This window comes from Chryseobacterium sp. GW821-FHT04C04 (assembly GCF_059420365.1).
Window position 1 is genome coordinate 194,100 of sequence record NZ_JBWKTO010000002.1, and the last position, 19,532, is coordinate 213,631.

At 34.3% G+C, this 19,532-nt stretch carries 18 protein-coding genes; 9 read left to right on the forward strand and 9 right to left on the reverse strand.

The features are described 5' to 3' along the window. Positions 1-7: 7 nt before the first annotated feature. From AC07UM_RS07010 to AC07UM_RS07030, 5 genes are read left to right on the forward strand one after another with little or no spacing between them, the layout of a single operon-like run. Entirely contained in the window at positions 8-925 is a 918-nt protein-coding gene (locus tag AC07UM_RS07010) for an LLM class flavin-dependent oxidoreductase (protein WP_494681829.1), read from the forward strand. Next, positions 918-2,072: a lanthionine synthetase LanC family protein gene (locus AC07UM_RS07015; RefSeq protein ID WP_494681830.1), complete on the forward strand. Its 1,155-nt coding sequence runs from the start codon at positions 918-920 to the stop codon at positions 2,070-2,072. The genes AC07UM_RS07010 and AC07UM_RS07015 overlap by 8 nt, the downstream gene beginning before the upstream one ends. After that, positions 2,069-5,119, forward strand: coding sequence for a lantibiotic dehydratase (locus tag AC07UM_RS07020; protein WP_494681831.1), 3,051 nt, complete (start codon positions 2,069-2,071; stop codon positions 5,117-5,119). The genes AC07UM_RS07015 and AC07UM_RS07020 overlap by 4 nt, the downstream gene beginning before the upstream one ends. A gap of 1 nt (position 5,120) precedes the next feature. Next, complete coding sequence (locus AC07UM_RS07025; protein ID WP_494681832.1) at positions 5,121-6,356, forward strand: DUF6625 family protein; 1,236 nt, start codon at positions 5,121-5,123, stop codon at positions 6,354-6,356. A gap of 15 nt (positions 6,357-6,371) precedes the next feature. Further along, positions 6,372-6,743: a cysteine peptidase family C39 domain-containing protein gene (locus tag AC07UM_RS07030; protein WP_494681833.1), complete on the forward strand. Its 372-nt coding sequence runs from the start codon at positions 6,372-6,374 to the stop codon at positions 6,741-6,743. Between the two features lie 68 nt (positions 6,744-6,811). Here the strand turns inward: AC07UM_RS07030 and rpoN are convergent, their stop codons facing one another. The 9 genes from rpoN to AC07UM_RS07075 all read right to left on the reverse strand — a co-directional run bounded on the left by rpoN (position 6,812) and on the right by AC07UM_RS07075 (position 15,417). After that, positions 6,812-8,275, reverse strand: coding sequence for an RNA polymerase factor sigma-54 (rpoN, locus tag AC07UM_RS07035; protein ID WP_494681834.1), 1,464 nt, complete (start codon positions 8,273-8,275; stop codon positions 6,812-6,814). A 159-nt stretch (positions 8,276-8,434) separates the two neighbouring features. Further along, a complete protein-coding gene (gene asnS / locus AC07UM_RS07040; protein WP_494681835.1) occupies positions 8,435-9,883 on the reverse strand; it encodes an asparagine--tRNA ligase in 1,449 nt (482 codons plus the stop codon). A 765-nt stretch (positions 9,884-10,648) separates the two neighbouring features. Then, complete coding sequence (locus AC07UM_RS07045; RefSeq protein ID WP_494681836.1) at positions 10,649-12,439, reverse strand: helix-turn-helix domain-containing protein; 1,791 nt, start codon at positions 12,437-12,439, stop codon at positions 10,649-10,651. A gap of 105 nt (positions 12,440-12,544) precedes the next feature. Then, entirely contained in the window at positions 12,545-12,958 is a 414-nt protein-coding gene (locus AC07UM_RS07050; protein WP_494681837.1) for a hypothetical protein, read from the reverse strand. A gap of 1 nt (position 12,959) precedes the next feature. Continuing rightward, positions 12,960-13,187 carry a hypothetical protein gene (locus AC07UM_RS07055; protein ID WP_494681838.1) on the reverse strand — a complete coding sequence of 76 codons (228 nt, stop codon included), beginning with the start codon at positions 13,185-13,187 and terminating at the stop codon, positions 12,960-12,962. Between the two features lie 25 nt (positions 13,188-13,212). Next, positions 13,213-13,518, reverse strand: coding sequence for a fatty acid desaturase (locus AC07UM_RS07060; RefSeq protein ID WP_494681839.1), 306 nt, complete (start codon positions 13,516-13,518; stop codon positions 13,213-13,215). Continuing rightward, positions 13,508-14,287, reverse strand: coding sequence for a fatty acid desaturase family protein (locus tag AC07UM_RS07065; RefSeq protein WP_494681840.1), 780 nt, complete (start codon positions 14,285-14,287; stop codon positions 13,508-13,510). Before AC07UM_RS07065 ends, AC07UM_RS07060 begins: the two co-directional genes overlap by 11 nt. A gap of 18 nt (positions 14,288-14,305) precedes the next feature. Further along, positions 14,306-14,770, reverse strand: a complete 465-nt coding sequence (locus AC07UM_RS07070) for a hypothetical protein (protein ID WP_494681841.1) — start codon at positions 14,768-14,770, stop codon at positions 14,306-14,308. Continuing rightward, positions 14,767-15,417 carry an LA_2272 family surface repeat-containing protein gene (locus tag AC07UM_RS07075; RefSeq protein WP_494681842.1) on the reverse strand — a complete coding sequence of 217 codons (651 nt, stop codon included), beginning with the start codon at positions 15,415-15,417 and terminating at the stop codon, positions 14,767-14,769. The genes AC07UM_RS07070 and AC07UM_RS07075 overlap by 4 nt, the downstream gene beginning before the upstream one ends. Positions 15,418-15,522: 105 nt before the next feature. Between AC07UM_RS07075 and AC07UM_RS07080 the strand changes: the two genes are divergently transcribed. From AC07UM_RS07080 to AC07UM_RS07095, 4 genes are all read left to right on the forward strand, one after another. Then, positions 15,523-16,452 carry a helix-turn-helix domain-containing protein gene (locus AC07UM_RS07080; RefSeq protein ID WP_494681843.1) on the forward strand — a complete coding sequence of 310 codons (930 nt, stop codon included), beginning with the start codon at positions 15,523-15,525 and terminating at the stop codon, positions 16,450-16,452. Next, on the forward strand, positions 16,449-17,255 hold the full coding sequence (locus tag AC07UM_RS07085) for a helix-turn-helix domain-containing protein (RefSeq protein ID WP_494681844.1): 807 nt from the start codon (positions 16,449-16,451) through the stop codon (positions 17,253-17,255). Before AC07UM_RS07080 ends, AC07UM_RS07085 begins: the two co-directional genes overlap by 4 nt. A 262-nt stretch (positions 17,256-17,517) precedes the next feature. Further along, a complete protein-coding gene (locus AC07UM_RS07090; protein ID WP_494681845.1) occupies positions 17,518-18,357 on the forward strand; it encodes an SDR family NAD(P)-dependent oxidoreductase in 840 nt (279 codons plus the stop codon). Between the two features lie 156 nt (positions 18,358-18,513). Further along, positions 18,514-19,428, forward strand: coding sequence for a helix-turn-helix domain-containing protein (locus AC07UM_RS07095; RefSeq protein ID WP_494681846.1), 915 nt, complete (start codon positions 18,514-18,516; stop codon positions 19,426-19,428). Positions 19,429-19,532: the final 104 nt, after the last annotated feature.

Below are 19,532 nucleotides of genomic sequence, written 5' to 3' on the forward strand. Positions count from 1 at the left end.
CTCTATTATGGCAAATAAATTAAAAATAGGCCTTTTAGAATTTGGCATAAGAGAAAACTCACTCAACAATTCTAAGAAATCATTATACGATATCATTGACTATGCTACAAGAGCGGATGAACTCGGTTTCTCCAGATTCTGGGTTACTGAAAACTATTTTTCAAAAGCACATGACATGGCCTGGTCTACTCCTGAAATGCTGATTCCCATTTTATTAGGATTAACAGAAAAAATAAAAATAGGAATCGCCGGAGTTATTTTACCCCTACAAAGCCCATTCAGAGTGGCTCACAATTATAAGTTGTTATCCAGTTTATATCCCCGAAGATTAGACTTAGGGTTCGTTAAAGGCCTCGTTGGTGAATATGATCTTCAGTATTTTAATGTGGATGTAGATAAAGAAAACTACTTTTCTTCATTTCTTCCAAAACTGGAATCTACATTAAGCTTTCTGAGAGAGGAAAGTGAATTTCTAAAAAAAGATTTAATTATCCCTCCTTACAAAGGAAATATTCCAGATGTATGGTATATGGGATCTTCACACTCAGGCTTAAAAGTCGCTTTAGAGCATGATCTTAATTTTGCAAGATCCATCTTTCATGGAGAATCAAACAAAGATTATCTTAAAGAAGAATTACAAAATTTTAGAACAGAATATAAAGCAAAACATGGAAAAGAACCATCAATGGTACTTACTTTTTCAGGCTGCTGTCATAAAACAAAACAAAAGGCGATCAATGTTGCTAAAAAGAGTACCAACAATGATATAAGCAATATAAGCCTTGTAGGAGATGGAAGTTTCTTTCAGGAAAAACTGCTGGAATTTAAAGAGCTCTACGGATATAATGAATTTATGTTTAATAATATCTCGAAATCACACAAAGATTCTTTAACAGCTATAGAAATATTAAGCCAATATGTATAAAGATAAAATTGACTTCTTTTTGACCCAAATTTCAGAAAAATGCAATGAAGACCAAGGTGAAAACATTACATTTAGCCTGGGAAATGGGTATTACTCATTATTTTACAACAATGATGTTGAGATTGAAAAAATTGAGGAACTCATTGACATGGCTTCAGAAGCTTCTTATTCCTCATTTGCTACCGGCAGCTTAGCCATCATCTACTTCATGAGGCTTTTGCATAATGCCAATATTATTACGGATGAAGACATTGAAGGTATAGAAGAAGATTCTATTGAATTTTTCTTAGAACTGCTTTCTGCTGCTGCAGACAGAAAGGAGTACGATTTATTCACAGGGCTGATCGGATTGGGAATTTATTTTCTTGAAATTAAAAAATTCGATGCTGCGGCCAAAATAGTGTCTTATATAGACCATTTAAAACATGAAAGAAACCAATCCTTTTTCTGGATTGATCATATAGTAAAAGAAGACCATATCATTGACCTTGGTCTTGCCCATGGCCAGCCTTCTATCATCTCCTTTTTAGCCGAATGCTATCATAAAGGCTGCGAGAAAGAGACGTGTGCAAAACTGATCAGGGGAAGTGTCAACTTTCTAAAGGAACTTTACGAAGAAAATAAAGATTCACAATTCATATTTCCTTCAAAACTCAATATCGCTACAGGAGAAAAGCAATTATCAGAAAGGCTCGCATGGTGCTATGGAGACTTAGGAGTTTCTATAAGCATCTGGAAAGCTTACACTGTTCTGCAGGATGAGGAGCTGAAAACGATGTGTCATTCCATGATTTTGAATGTATCGAAAGTAAAAGCAGACAGATCTGGAGTTTTTTATAGCAAAAAAAATGAATGTATAGACACAGGAATATGCCACGGAACATCCGGTATCTCTCACATATTTAATAAATTCTACAGGATATTCCAAAATCCAGAACTGAAAGAAGCACACGATTACTGGATGTCCTTAACCTTACAACAACTGGATAAGGGAGTAAAATTCCCTTATGACCTTAAGAATGACGAATGGGTAGAGCACACTGGACTTTTGGAAGGTATTTCCGGAGTAGGAATGGTATTGCTGGACTATCAATATCCCGATAAAGCCAGAGATTGGGATAAAATTTATTTAATGAACATAGGATGAAATACAACGATATAGAAAAACTGAACTTTTATCTGCTGAGAACACCACTTCTTCCGCAGAAAAATATTGATCAGTGGGAAGAGGATATCAATACAGAAGGCTTCCGCAATACTATTTATTTATCATCACCGGATTTGTATGAACAGCTTATCAACTGGGACGAAAAAAAACTGTCCAAAGAAAAAGCTGATAAAATAAAAAAATCTCTGCTTAAATATTGGCTGAGGACTCATTTCAGAACCATCCCTTTTGGAACCAATGCCGGTGTAAGTATGGGTGAATGGAATGACAGCACAAGCATTATCCTGGATAAAGAACTGGATACAATATATGCAAGACTGGATATGCAGCTTTTACATGATATTACGGTAAAGCTGGAAGAGAATATGCACGTGAGAAAGGTTTCTCAATTCTATACCAACAACACGATATACAGCATTAAAAATAAGTACCGTTATATTGAGCCTACCATAAAGGATTCAGGGTTGAAATATGAAATTATTTCAACAGAAAAAAACAAATATCTGAATTCCATCATAAAAGCCTGCCAGGACGGTTTAAAGCTTTCCGCGATTATAGAAATACTAGTTAATCAGGACATTTCTTATGAAGACAGTTTCGACTATATCAACGAATTGATAGATTCAAAAATTCTTGTCAGTGAACTTTCACCCAAGGTTACTGACAAGAATTTTCAGGATTTTATGTATCAGTTTTTGAAAGATTTGAAAATTCCTTCAGATAAAGAAAATAATGAGGATGAAGAATTGATCCGCAGCCTGATTACCATCTTTGAAATTGTACAAAAAGCCAACAAAACCAATAACACATTTCTTGCTGTTGATCAGATTTCTGAAATATTAACCTCAATCGGGATTAAAAACCACAAAAAGAATATCCTTCAGACCGATTTACTGAAAGGCAAAACTTCCAATACGCTTGATAAGAAGATTTTTAAAGATTTTAAAAAAGTACTTTCAACGGTTTTTCAGATTGGAGCAGCTGACACAATTGATTCTCTGGATAACTTTAAAAAAGAATTTACGGCAAGATATGACCAGCAGGAAATTCCGATACTATTAGCCCTTGATCCGTTATCAGGCATCAATTACCCTTTACATTCGGATAATGACAGCTCTAATCTGACAGACGGAATTCAATTTAAGTCTGAAAATACCACCAATATCATTCAGGGATCCCTGAAATGGAACCAGTTTTTAGGAGAAAAATTAATTAATGCTCTGAGAAACAATGAAGATGTAATACAAATTGCACAAGAAGAAGTTAATCCATTTTTAGAAGAAAATAAAAATATTCCTTTCTCAATGTCTTCATTGGTACATATCTATGAAGATCAGGAAGGACAGCCGGTTATTTTCCATAAATTCAGTGACGGACCTTCATCTTCCACTTATCTGGGACGCTTTTGTCATATGGATGACCAGCTGGAGGAATCAGTAAAAAATGCGCTGTCTGAAGAAGAGTCTTTCTTTGACGAGCAAATCATTGCTGAAGTGGTACACAATCCGCAGCCGAGGGTCGGGAATATTACGATCAGACCGCATTTGAGGAAATATGAAATCCCAATCATTAACCGTCACAACGCAGATAGCGAACCCATCTATCTGAATGACATTATGATTTCTGTGAAAAATGACAGAATTGTTCTTCGTTCTAAAAAATATAATAAAGAAGTTATTCCAAGTCTTTCATCTGCACATAATTATAACCTGCATAAAGTACCAATGTATCATTTTCTCTGTGATCTTCAGTACCAGCACATGACGCCTTCCTACAACTGGAACTGGGGCATGTTTGTCAATTATGAATATCTACCCAGAATAATGATCCATAACGTGATTCTGTCGAGAGCTTCATGGTTGTTGGATTATGATAAAATATTCAAAGGTAAAAAGGCTTCTATTCAGGTTTTTAAAGAGTATTTAACGGAGAAAAACATTCCTGAAATCTGTGTTTTCACAGAAAAAGACATGGAACTTCCCGTATTTACAAACAATGCGCTGTCACTGGAAATTCTCTTTGACCATCTATTGAAAGAAAAGCAGATCAGAGTGCTGGAAAACCTTTCCGGACAATACAAAACTGTAACTAAGGATGAGAACGGAAATCAACACAGCAATGAATTCCTTATTCCATGGCATAATTCCAGTAGCAAAAAGAAGGATAAGCTTACCCTTTTCCCTGTAAAAAATACAGTGGTTAGAAATTTTGTTCCTGGAAGTGAGTGGCTTTTTTATAAAATTTATTGCAGTACAAAAGTTTCGGATCAGATTATTAAAGATACCATCTATAAATTCGCCAATGGACTTGTTAAAAAAGGAATTATACAAAAATGGTTCTTTATCCGTTATAGCGATCCGGATATGCACATCAGAATAAGATTCCTGACGACATCGCAGGACCATACTCTTTCCAGCCAGATCTATCAGTTGCTTGACAAATATCTGACCCGAGAAATGATTATACATAAAATTGTTCTGGATACCTACAACAGGGAGATTGAGCGATATGGCGAAACCACAATAGACCAGATGGAAAGTATTTTTCACTTCGATAGTGAATGTGTCTGCCAGTTACTAAAAGAAGCTGAATACACGGAAACTCCCACCTGGAAAGCTGCCGTAGCAGGAATCAACCGTATTCTTGATGATTTCGGTTACCATATAACGGAAAAAAGAGATATTCTGCACCAGCTCGCCAGCGGATATGGGAACATGCTGGATGATCATTCTAAACAGGCACTGAAAGATAAGTATAGAGATCACAGACATCAGACACTGGAACTTCTGGCAGGTACAGATGAGTTCTCTAAAGTTCTGAATACCAGAACTAAAAAAACAGCTCGTTACATTGCTGAAATTAAGGAACTGCAGTCTCCGCAGATGGTAAAATCATTGGTGGTAAGTTATATCCATATGTTTATCAACAGAACATTTGCTTCGAAACCGAATATCCATGAGTCTATCCTGTATTATTTTTTACATAAAAGCTATGACTCATTGCTGAATATTAAAAAACTGACGTAAGATGACCAGAATCGCATTAATAAACTGTTATTTTGGCAAAAGCTGGCCTGAATATTTCACCCATTTTTTATACAGCTGCAAATACAATCCGGATGTTGATTTTTTATTATTCACCAACCTGGAAGCGCCTTTTCATTTACCGAATGTTCATTTTATAAAGATCAGTAATCTTGGTGAATTCAGTACAATAGCAAGCGAGAAACTTAATTTATCCATCAACATTCTGGATGGCTACAAATTGTGTGATTTTAAGCCTACTTATGGATTAATATTTCAGGAATATTTAAAGGAATATGACTTTTGGGGATACTGTGACATTGATATTATTTTCGGGAATATCCGATATTTCATCACAGAGAAATTATTGGAAAAATATGATGTTATTTCACCCCATAAAAACTATCCTGCCGGATTTTTCACCTTATTGAAAAACAATGAACAGTGTATTAATCTATTCAAACAGAGTAAAGATTACGCCCATGTTCTACAGAATACACGTCATTTCTGTTTTGATGAATGCAACTTTGAATTTAATCTTGTTCATACCAAGGATATTACAGAAATAACGACTGAAATTGAAAGTTTCACTCTTGTTGTAAGAAGGCTGGAGCTTCAAAAAGAAATTAAATATTATCATAAAAACATTGTTCAGGAGTTTGTTTATTCCAATGTAACCCATCATTGGGTAGAAGGTAATATTTTCAATACCGCAACTGAAAAACAATACCTGCTGATTCACCTTATCAATCTTAAGGACAATCCGTATTTCTTTATAGATCCTTTTGAAGCAAAGGGCAATTTTTCAATTTCTCCACAGGGGATTCATTATACATCTAACACAATTTCTTACCCATTAAAAAAGATCAGGAGAAAAATAGAGAAAAGATTGACCAATGCTCGTTACAGATTTTTACTTCTGAAATCTAAGCTTCTCGCTTATACCCAAAAACATCATGTCAATTTTCTGGAAGAACAGTCCTACAAAATTGGAAAAACACATATTACCTTTTATCCACAGGATAAGAACAAACTCATCATTATTAACGAAGGCGAAAACGTACTCCATTACAATCAATTCTCTCTTTATAAGCTTAGGGACAACCAGTGGATAGGAGTAAGCAAAAAGAATATCAGCACGATTGATTTTCATTATAAAAACCAGGAAGATATTCCCTATAAAATAAGCATAAAGAGTATAAAGAATCGTATCACAGAGAATGCCTACTATATCTATTAAAAAACTTCAGCATTTATGATTGCAAAATATGATTATTTACTATCCTTTAATTTTTTGCTGAAAAAATTTGTACAGCAGCATAAAAAGGCAGGAAAAATACAAGACTATACCTTATCGGTAGATGATTATAATTTTCTTAGCTTTTACAATATATTACAGAATGATTTTGATATTGAAGCAATGGTGATAAGGCTGGATGACTGGGAAGATATTGAAGAACTCAGTTTCCCGGCGATTGCTTTTTTAAAAATCAATGGAGGAATCTTTGTATTGATGAATGATTATAAAGACGGAAAAGTATATTGGGAAAGCAAAGAATACGGAAAACAGATCAATACATTTAATCTCTTCAAAAGGATAAGTGACAATATATTTCTGATTTCTTAGTGGTATCAGATGAATTTAAAATACATAAAAAGGTGAATATGTCTATTCACCTTTTTATGTATTATCTGTTAAAGTTCTTTTCTTAATCTTGCGACCGGAATATTGAGCTGTTCACGATATTTTGCAATCGTTCTTCTTGCAATATTATAGCCCTGCTCTTTTAGAATAACCACTAATGCATCATCGGTAAGCGGCTTCCTTTTATTTTCTTTACTGATAACTTCCTGAAGGTGGTTTTTGATTTCTTTGGTAGAAACTTCCTCTCCATCATCATTTGTTAAGCTGTCTGAGAATAGATCTTTAAGATATACAATCCCGTTAGAGGTATCTGCATACTTACTTTTTACCACCCTTGAAATCGTGGAGATATCAAATCCTGTAATATCAGCAATATCTTTCAGAATCATTGGTTTCAGAGACTTTTCGTCTCCGGTGATGAAATAATCCTTCTGGAACTTTACAATGGCTGTAATCGTCTGTAATAAGGTATTCTGACGCTGATTAATTGCATCAATATACCATTTTGCAGCATCCAGCTTTTGCTTGATAAATAATGCAGCCTGCTTATGTTCTGATGAATTTTTATCATGAGAATAAGTTGTCAGAATATCTTTGTATTCTTCAGAAACTCTTAAAGTAGGTGCATTTTTGCTATTCAACATAGGAATTACCATCCCGTCTTTTACCTGAATCACAAAATCCGGAATAATTTCCTGGTTAATTGTAATCGTCTGGGTATCAAAATTCCCTCCTACTTTAGGAGATAGTTTTGAAATTTCATCCAGGGCATCTTTCAGATCTTCTTCTTCAATATCATATTTCTGAATGATCTTATTATAATGCTTATTCGTTAAAGCTTCGAACTGATGTCTTAAGATATTGGCAGCCAAAGAAACTGCTTTATCAGAGCTTACTTTCTTTTCAATCTGCAGTAGTAAACATTCCTGAAGACCTCTTGCTCCTACGCCGGATGGATCCAGTTTCTGAACATAGTTCTCAAGGATATCCTCTACTCTTTCCTTCGTTGTATAAATTCCCTGTGAGAAAGCAAGATCATCCACAATAGATTTGATCTCTCTTCTCAGATATCCGTCTGTATCTAAGTTTCCGATAAGATATTCTGCAATCTTCAGATCTTCATCACTGATATTCACCAGGTGAATCTGCTCTGTAAGATAGTCATATAAGGACTGTCCTTCTGTCAGAAGACTTTCGTTATCAAATTCCTCATCATCCGGAGAATAGTTACTGGATGCGGTTTTATAGCTTGGTTCGTCGTCATAGATATATTCATTGACGTCGAAATCTGTTTCAATGCTTTCCGTACCCTCATCCTGGTAAGCGTCTTCCAGGGAAGAATATTCATCTTCCTTAGAATCTTCTTTTGCAATTTCTAAAGCTGGGTTTTCTTCTAACTCTCTCTCTAACTCTTCTTCAAATTCAAGAGTATGAAGTTGAATAAGCTTCATCAACTGGATCTGCTGAGGGGCCAGCTTCTGTCCTAATTTGAGTTGTAAGTGTTGTTTAAGCATATTCTTATTTGCGTTTTAACATAACATATTCTACGAATTTAATAAATTTATTTGATAAAAAACACATTTAGCATGATTTTTGCATTACTTATCCTAATATAATAAACTATTAAAGAATAAAAAAAAGCCTTAATCTGTGATTAAGGCTTTTTTATTGTGCTAGAATTCAGCGCTTTTCGGTGTTCTAGGGAAAGGAATTACATCTCTGATATTCGTCATTCCAGTTACGAAAAGAACTAATCTTTCCAATCCTAAACCAAAGCCTGCATGAGGTACAGAACCGAATTTTCTGGTATCAAGATACCACCAAAGTTCGTGCTCATCTACATGCATATCTGCCATTTTCTGTTTTAAAACATCCAATCTCGCTTCTCTTTCTGATCCACCAATGATCTCACCGATACCAGGGAAAAGAACATCCATAGCAGCAACGGTTTTGTTGTCATCGTTCAGTTTCATATAGAAAGCTTTGATTTCTTTCGGATAGTCAAATAATACTACCGGGCTTTCAAAATGTTTCTCCACAAGGTATCTCTCATGCTCAGACTGAAGGTCTGTTCCCCATTTTTCAACCGGGTAAGCAAATTTTCCTTTTTTATTTTCTTTAGAGTTCAATAAGATTTCGATGGCTTCTGTATAGCTTACACGCTTGAAACGCTTCGCTATTACGTTCTGAAGTTTCTCGATAAGACCTTCTTTCGCTCTTTCTTTTTCTGGTTTTGTTTTCTGTTCTTCTTCAAAACGCTTATCTAAGAATTCAAGATCATCTTTACAGTTATCCAATACATACTGGATCACATATTTCAAGAAATCTTCAGCAAGGTCGATATTATCTTCAAGGTTGTTGAATGCCACTTCCGGCTCAATCATCCAGAACTCAGCAAGGTGTCTTGTCGTGTTAGAGTTTTCAGCACGGAAAGTAGGTCCGAAAGTATAAATTCTTCCCAATCCCATTGCCGCTGTTTCTCCTTCCAGCTGTCCTGACACGGTAAGGTTTGTTTTTTTACCGAAGAAGTCTTGTGCAAAATCGATGTCCCCCTCTTCAGTTCTCGGCATGTTGTTCAGGTCAAAGTTGGTTACCCCAAACATTTCTCCTGCTCCTTCCGCATCTGCACCTGTAATAACCGGGGTGTTGATGTAGAAGAACTGGTTTTGGTTGAAGAATGAGTGAACTGCAAAGCTTACTGCATGACGCACTCTGAATACCGCTCCGAAAAGGTTTGTTCTGAATCTTAAGTGTGCCTGCTCACGAAGTTTCTCAAGGCTGTGCTTCTTAGGCTGAAGAATCGTGCTTTGAAGTTCTTCCGTAAAGTTATCTCCTAAAATAATGATTTTTTTAGCGATAATTTCCACAGACTGTCCTGCTCCCTGGCTTTCCACCACTTCACCTACCACTTTCAATGAAGAAGCAGTACTAATATTCTTGATGATTGTTTCATCAAAATTTTCGAAATCAACAACTATCTGCAAATTATTAATCGTAGAACCATCATTAAGTGCAATAAAGCGATTGGCACGGAATGATCTTACCCATCCGTAAACTGTAATGTCATGATGTAATACTTTCTTGTAATCCTTTAGGATTTCTTTGATCGTTTGCTTTTTCATTTGTTGATGATAAATTTTTTATATAAAAATTAATGTCTGCAAAGTTACAAAAAAACAGCGCAACTTGATGGTTGCGCCGTCTTTAAAAATCATTTAACAAGTATTTAAACTTTCAGTTCAGGAAATTTACCTTTTTCTCCTGCAGACTCTTCTTCATTTTCAGGTTACACTTCCACATAATATGATCCTGAACTTCAATAAAAACCCGTATTGACACGGAGTTAACACACTTACACTATCACTTTTAGAAAGAATAAAATTTTATTTTTACTCTAAGTTTTCATGGAATTAGTTTTACTGTATTGAAATGGTTATTAGTTTTTAAGTGATAATTTGATGGTAAACTACCGGTCATTCATCCATTTTTAGACTATACTATACTTTTAAACATTCTGAAGGATTTAACGGGTTTTGTTTTACTTGTTTCATGATTTTTCACAATCACTATACTTTACATTTTTAATTTATGAACATTGCTTCGCTACTTACATCTTTGTTTTTTGCAACTGATTTTTATTTCTCAATAATCAGTTTCGTTACTAATTTCTGCTATACAATTCCCGATTTACTTTTTTACGGATCAGCAATCTGGAATTGATATCTTGTACTGTGCACATACAAAATAATGGTGTTGTGTTTTTACCTGAAGCAAAGATGCAGCAAGAGAAATAATGATACAAGTGAATGGTTCATAGATTCATAAATTTATATACCTAAAATCATGAATTTATAAATAGTAAACAATTGAAAACAAATAAATTAAACCTAAATCTTAGTCATGTTTTCAATTTCTTTCAGATAGATAGAAAGTGGTGTTCCGGTTCGTTTTTTGAAGGCTAAAGTGAATGCCTGTTCGTTATTATATCCTAATTCTTCAGCTATAAAAGGGATTTTATAAGACCTGAATTTTTTATCATTAGCCAACCTGCTGATGGCATAATCAATGCGGAGATCATTGAGATACGTTGCAAAGTTTTTCCCTTTATAGGTATTGATAATTTCCGACAGATATTTGGAGTTTGTTTTTATTTTTTTGGCAAGGCTCCCCAATGTAATTCCTTTATTCAAAAACTGATCTTTGTTTTCAAATATTTCAAGTTCTTTTAAAATGGTTTGGGCAATATCTTCAGAAATTGTTCTGGATGTTCTGTCTTCTATATTTCCCGTATTTTCTATGTAAAGAGGTTCAGGCAGAATTTCTTTTTTGATTTCAGATTCATTCCTTTTGCCGAACCCATTTTCATTAACGGACTGAATCAGATCCTGAGCAATTTTTTTATATTTCTTTTCAGATTTTTTATATTTAAAATAAACGTTGATAAATAATAAGTGTGATATCAATAACATACTGAGAACAATATAAAAAAGGTTCTTTCTCTTTTTAAGCTCATTGGTAATGGATTCTTTTTCCTGTACCAGCTTAGGGGCATCATATCTTCTGGGAAGTTCTCTTGAAATATATCTAAACTGAGAATCCAGTACATGATCTACTTTTAAAAAACGTTCTACAAAGTACAATTGCTGTTCTTTATCATTATTTGCTTTATAGTGATCTATCAGATAGGTATAGACATCTCTAAGTTCAGGATAGACATAGTCTGTTTTAAGAACCATAGAGTCAATTTTTGTAAAACATTCTATTGCCTTATCGGTTTCCTGAAGCCCTGCATAGGATTTTCCTAAATTTAAGAGCGTATAATTTTCGTTTCTCTTACTTGGGTTTTCTGTAGTGAAGAAGAATTTTTTACACTCTAATAAATTATCAATAGCCAGCTGGTATTTTTTTGAATGTAAATAATAATACCCCAATAAACCCAGCCCCTGATGATAAACATAATCATTTTTACTTTTTTTAGAAGCCCGCAAACCTTCCTGAATCAATATATAGGCTGAATCCATTTTATTGATTTCTATATACGCATCCGCCAATTGGAGCCTGATATGATTATGCTCCTCCTCCTGCATATAACTGGCATTATACAGATAGTATCTAAGTGTTTTGGCCGTTTCATCGTGTTTCCCGATATAATTATTCAGGGAAGCAATACTGATGTCTGCCATGGCAATCTGCCTTTTGTTTTCCTTTTCTTTTGCGTATTTCAGACCTAAGATATAATTATTCAATGCTGCCTGAAGATTGTCGAATTTGAAATAAAGATTTCCTCTTAATAAATAGGTTCTGGCCGGGTAATAATTTTCTTTAGAGTTTTTGGTGATTACCTTTAAACTATCCAAATATTTTAATGCGTTTGGTAACGTTTCGTCAAAATAAGCCATGACATACCCTTCAGCAATGAAAGTATTATTTTTTTCCGATTTGGCCTTTTTCAGATAACATTTCGCGACTTTCCGCCTTCTGTTGATATCTGTAGTTTTCACATCATAGAATTCATTTTCCAATTCCTGATAAGTCCGCTCTTCCGAAATGTTTTTTTCAATTCTGTTTGTTTGGGCATAAAATACGTTACATACAATCAATAACAGTATCAGATATTTTACTTTCATCACTCCTCCTAGGTATACTACAAAAATATTATTTTTATTCAGTACATTCATGAAACCTTTTTATTTTTTCATGTATTAATCAATCTGTACATTAAGATTAATGCTGATCAATTTACAAAAAAGAGTACAGTCAGATGATTTTACTCCCTTCAAAAATCACTTCCACTCTACTTTACCCTCCAGATAATATACTCTTCCATTGTTCTCATAAAGAAGATCATATCCCTGAGAGGTCAGATAAAAGTGACAGACTTTCATTTCACCATTTCTATCTTTAAAATTAAGAACAGCAGGGCATATTTTGGCATGATCCATTTTCTTTACGATCAGGTCAAAATTCTTCTGAATATTCTTTTTATTGTACAGGGACAGCATCCGGTCATTAATAAAACGGATATATTTCAGGGATGAAAGAGGATAATTAATCAATGTAAAAGGTTTTCCCGCCAGTTTAGCAGCATTTTCATTAAAAAAATTCGTGATTGAAATACTGTCCTGTGTAATATTTTTCACCACACTTGATTCATATCTTTTTCCATCCGAAAATTCCATGCTGTATATCGCTTCCATTTTAACAGCGAAGCCTTTCTCTGATTTTTTTTAAATCTTTAAGGTCTGTAAATTCTTTTCCTTTTTTGATGATAATCAAAACATTTCCTTCCCCATCATCACAGTTATAATATTTTTTATAATCAAAAGGTTCTCCCGTTTGGGTATTCAGTGTATCATTGGTCGTATTTTGTGAAAAAATACGGGCTGAGAGCATCAATAACAATAATATCAGTTTATTATTTTTCATAGGTTAATTATTTAATGGTTTAAAGTCACTTACTTAATTTTTTGAGGTATTGATAATGTGAAATCACTGCATCCACAATGCTTTTCTCATGATAGGGAAAACGGTTTCTGACTGCTGCCTTTTTGATCGCCGGAGTAATAATAGTATAAACCGTATGAGGCAGTCCTGGAAAAAGATGATGGGCTGCATGGGAATTGAATCCTCCAAAAATCCAGTTTCCCAACTTGCTGGTTGGATGATAATCAAGTGATACAGCTAACTGATGTTCATAATAATCATATGGCAGATAACCGTCATCATCAGCTTTCGGAAAATCTGTTTCAAGGCTCAAGTGAGAAATAATCAGAGTCAGTACAAAAAAACAACGAAATTGTCACATGCATGATGATGAAAGATATGAGAATCATCAGCACTGGAATATGGGTAAAAAGAACAGGCAAAACCAGCATATAGGTGAAGTAAGCTAATTTCAACAGAACTATTTCTGTAACAGACATGAATGAATGATTCTGATTTCTAAGGTTGGCCAGCTCTTTTTTTCTGACGTAAATAAAATCTTTGATAACGATCCAATGTAAAGTGTAGAAACAATACAGTACAGTTGCATATAAATGCTGGTAGGCATGTATTTTTCTTTTTGGATGATGAGCAGATAACCGTAAAAAAATATTATCATCAATGTCAGCATCACAGCCATCCACATTCGGGAATACATGATGGGATGCAATATGTCTTTTTCTCCACAATCTTGCATTCACTCCCTGCAGATTAAATATGATATAATAAATAATCTGGTTTGCTTTTTTATATTTTGAAAATGTATTGTGTACACAGTCATGAGCACAGTTAAAAGCCAATAATATCCCTGTAAGACCCAATACAATATAATTCAAAACTACTGCCCAATTCTTATTTTCCATATAAGGATTAAAAAGATTGGCATACAAGAGCAGAAAAGCCAGAGAATAAAACAAAAATTTGATGATCATCAATCTTCCGGCTTTTTTCGTCACTTCATCCGTCAGCAATACATTCACCTCTTCACGCAATTCTGAATAGAAAGGAGAGGTTGCTTTTTTAAATCTGATTTTTGGTTTCATAATCATTGTATTCATCATTTAAAAGACAAGGTTAATTCCCATACCGTAGCGAAATCCTTTAATTGGGAATGGTTTATATGTATTATATTCGAAGTTGTACCCGAATTCTGCACAAAAGAAATGGTAAAAACTTATTCCTGCTTTGGGTGAAACCGCATAGGGTGAAACTCCGGCACCGGCATATAAAGATGATACCTCTGCACCATCCCGAAACGAAACAACTTTTCTGAAATAATCAAACTCCGGGATGACCAGTAGTTTTCTTTCGTCCCACCAGTTAAAATGCCCTCTTAAACTATAGTAATTCTTATCACCATCAGTCAGTTTTGTTCCTATGGACAGAAATGCTTTATTATCCATTGAAGTTCCTTCAATTCTGGTACTGAGAAGAATGACCAGCCATTTTTTCTCTTTGATTTCTTCAAATTGAGCTTTCAGAAAGCCACAAAGAAATAGTGCAGTGATTACAACAAACTTTTTCATAATGCCTTATCTACTTTTTGTTTCTTAAAATTCCAGTTGATTAAAGGAAGTTTTCTCTTTCCGTTCTCATTCCATCCGCCAATCTGTATTCCTCTGAAATCATCACATTTATTGTACAAACCGATTTGTATTCCTCTGCATTTCTGCCCAATGTTGGCTAATGGTGCTACAGAAACACCTTTCATCTCATGATGCAGGTTAAAAAATGGAGACACAGACATTCCGTTGGTCACAGCATAAGTATTGACATTACTCGAAATATTGATCTCAAGACCATTGGTAATTGTAGGTTCCATATTGACCAGTGACAATTGAAACCCATTGATTCTATTCATTTTTTCACGGGGAACAATTACGTAATCTTCATTAAAACTCCATCTGCCCGCTGATTGTAAACTGAAAAGCATCAATGGAGGAAGAAAAATGCCTATAAAATTGAATCCCATTCCCAATCCGTTTACTTTCTTAGGCTTAAAATGATCTTCCTCATCATAATATTTAAATAAAACCCCGTTGACGTTTCTGACATTCTTTGAGGGTGAAGCTGCGATCAATCTCGGTTTCAAAGAATCAACTTTTAGACTGTCTGATGCATAGGCCAGACTATTGAATAAAAGAACTGCTGCTAATAAAATTCGTGTTTTCATAACTCGTTATTTTAAAATTACAGTTCAAAATTATCAGCAGAAGCCAAAATTCCGAATGTGAAAAAAAATTAAAAAAAATGCTACATTTGTGAAAATCACAAAACTATGCACCAGGAAGCTTTATTAAAGGAAATCCGAAGAAAAATCGGAGACCTATCTTTGAATGATGAGATCGCCAATATTCTTAATATCAGCTATGATGCAGCTCATAGGAGAACTTCTCTGAAAGCCAAATTCAGTTTTGAAGAAGCACTGGAGCTTGCCAAATACTATCAAATTTCGTTAGATCAATTCCTGGGAACAGAAAATCAATTGGTTGTCAAAAGAACACAACCTGTAAGAACTACTGAAGACCTTTTAAATTATTTTGAAAACTCTCTGAAGATTTTAAACGTATTCCAGAATATTTCCCATTCTAAAGTATTTTATTCTGCAAAAGACATCCCGTTTTTTTATACCATTTCAGATTCTATTCTTTCCCGTTTCAAGTTTTATGTATGGATGAATTTACTGAATCAGGACAAATTTTTAAGCCCTTTTCATGAATTCAATATGGAATATCATTCTGTAAAAAATGAAATGCTGAAAGATCTTTACGATAAACAAAATGTAACAGAAATCTGGAATGACACTACTATTATGAGTGCTTTAAGACAGATTTCGTTTTATTATGAAATGGGATTATTAAAGAAAAGTGATGTTGATCTGATCCTTGATGACCTAAGGAAATTAATTGAAGAACTGGAAAGCAAAACACTGGAAAAAACTAATTTCCAGATATATGTCAATGATTTAGTAATTTTAAACAACAGTATTTTATTTAAAAATGAGCAGCAATGTTCCTTTTTTGTTCCTTTCAGCATGTTCGGATATATGATGACCAATGATAAACTCACCTGTGAAGATTCTCTGAGCTATTTTGAACACCAGATCAAGAACTCAAAATCTTTGAATGAATCCGGAAACCGGGAAAGGAAAATGTTTTTTAATAAGATGTATGAACAGATTGACCGCCTAAAACAGAATTTATTATGAATACTCTTCGTAACGGCGAATATTTTGGAGATACCAATCAAATGGTCAATTTGGAAGGATTGACGATCACAGATACGGAATATACGCATCCTTATGTAGACTGGCATTATCATGAAAATGCTTACTTCACTTTTCTTCTTCAAGGCAATATGACGGAAGGAAACAGAAAAGAAACATATGACTGCTCTGCGGGAACATTATTGTATCATCATTGGGAAGATCCTCATTACAATATCAAACCGGATATTTTTACGCGAGGCTTTCATATCGAAATTTCACAAAGCTGGTTTGACCGGTTTGATATCCCGAAAAATAAAGTGGAAGGCAGTTTTAATATAAAAAATCCAGCCTTTAAATTATTGGTACATCAGATTTTCAAAGAGACTAAAACCTATGACCCTTCTTTTGGGCTGACTGTCAATCAGCTGTTATTACATCTTTTCAGTCAATTAACCTTTCAAAAGGAAAATACAGAAAGAAAACCTTTGTGGGTAGGTCAGATTAATGAGATCTTACATGAAAGCTTTACAGAAACATTGAACCTTACGGAACTTTCTAAAACATTGAACATCCACCCTATTCATTTAAGCAGAGATTTCCATAAATATTTTCATTGTAATTTGGGAGAATACCTGAGAAAATTAAAAGTTAATAAATCAATAGAACTTCTCATTTCACCAGCTTCTTTAACGGATATTGCCCTGGAATGCGGTTTTTCAGACCAGAGCCATTTTACCAGATGTTTTAAAGAAAACATAGGAATAACCCCTCTGAAATATAGAAATATTCTGAAAATCTATTGAAATTTGTTTGTAATCAGAGAAGTCATTTCAAAAATATCGTTCTGAATGAAATGCAATGAAGAATCTCAAACAATTGATCATCAATAGGATTCTCCCTTCATCAGAAATCGAAAATTCGACGTAGTCCATGACAGTATCCAAATAATTTGACTTTTGAAAACATCATTCACGATTTGGATACATCATTCCCCGATTCGGCTACATTTTACCCTCTGTAACTTTCCATCTTTGTACCATCATTTAAACAAAAAAATATTTAAAAATGGAAACAAAAAAAGTATGGTTCGTGACAGGAGCTTCAAAAGGCTTAGGATTCGAGTTGGTAAAAAAATTGTTGTCTGAAGGATTTCAGGTTGCTGCCACTAGCCGTACCGTTGAATCCCTGATTTCTACTATCGGAGATGCTTCTGAAAACTTTCTGCCACTTAGCGTCAATATCACTGATAATAACGACATAAAATCTGCTATTGCAAAAACAGTTGAGCATTTCGGAAGAATAGATGTGGTTGTGAACAATGCCGGTTATGGACAGATCGGAACACTTGAGGAACTTACTGATGAGGAGGCAAGAGAAAATTATGCTGTGAATGTGTTCGGAACATTAAACGTGATCAGAAATGCAATGCCTTATCTTCGGGAACAAAGATCAGGAAACATCTTCAATATTTCTTCTGTCGGTGGATATTCGGCCAATTTTCCAGGTTGGGGAATTTACTGCTCAACAAAATTTGCTGTTGCTGGATTTACAGAAGCATTGGCTGAGGAAGTAAAAGATTTCGGAATACATGCTACGGTTGTTTATCCGGGATATTTCCGCACAGACTTTTTGAATAAAGATTCTGTAAAAACTCCTGCCAATCCTATTCAGGCTTACGAAGCGGCAAGAAATTCTGAACAGGCCCACCTTAATGAAATCAATGGAAACCAGCCTAATGATCCTGAAAAAGCAGCTGATGTTTTGATCCAGATCAGTAAAGAGAAAAATCCTCCTGTACATTTATTGTTAGGTGTAGGAACCCTGGAGTTTCTAAATAATAAGATTGATATTTTAAAGAAAGATGCTGAAAAATGGGAAAAACTGACGGTTTCTACGGCAATTTAATCTGGTAATAATATCCTTCGGCTCTGCTCAGGTTGGCTCTAAGTAATTCGTTTGAATCATTTGAACATAAAATTTTAGGGAAGTCAGTCTGATCAGAGTCGAAGACTTTTGAATCAATGTGTTATACTTTTTACAAAAACAACTAACTTCGCTATTATGAAACAGCCCGTTCGTTTTAATTCTATTTCAGATTTTCATGCTTTCTGTAGTCTCCCGAATCCTGAGCATCCGTTGATCAGCCTGATAGACTATAGTAAAGTGCATTATGTAGTAGATGATGATGAATTGAAATGGATCCAGAATTTTTATTCCATCGGTTTGAAAAAAAATGTCAATCCGAGATTCAATTATGGACAACAGCAATATGATTTTGATTCAGGAGTGCTGTGTTTTATTTCACCACAACAGTATTTAAGCCTGGAAATAAGAAAGGATATCGAAGTTAAACCTACAGGATTTTTGTTACTGATTCACCCTGATTTTTTATGGAACACTTCATTAACCAAGAAAATAAAATCATATGATTTTTTTAGCTACCAGGTAAAAGAGGCTCTTTTCCTTTCTGATAAAGAAGAGAAAATCTTAGTTGATGTTTTTAAAAATATTGAACGGGAATATCAGTCAAACACTGATAAATTCACGCAGGAACTCATTATCTCACAGATAGAATTATTACTGATTTATTCTGAGCGTTTTTATGAACGTCAGTTTTTCACCAGAAAAAAGTCAAGTCATGAATTGTTATACAAGTTTGAAGACCTTCTTTCTCAATATTTCGAAAACGGAAATCTTATAGAAAACGGAATTCCATCAGTAAAGTGTATCGCCGACCAAATGAATATTTCCCCTAATTATCTTGGAACGCTGCTTCGACTTCACACTCAGCAAAATACACAACAGCATATCCAAAATAAATTAATTGATTCTGCTAAAGAACGTTTGAGTACTACAAGTTTATCCGTGAGTGAAATTGCCTATGAATTAGGATTTGAACATCCACAGTCTTTTAGTAAGCTTTTTAAACAAAAAACAAATCAATCACCAGGAGAATTCAGGAGGTTATTTAATTAAGAAGTATCCTTATTCGGTAAGAGATCGATAATACAATCGAAATGTTAATTTCATTCTATTTTACTGTAAGGAAGTTCATTATTTTTGTTGAAATACTTCTTGAA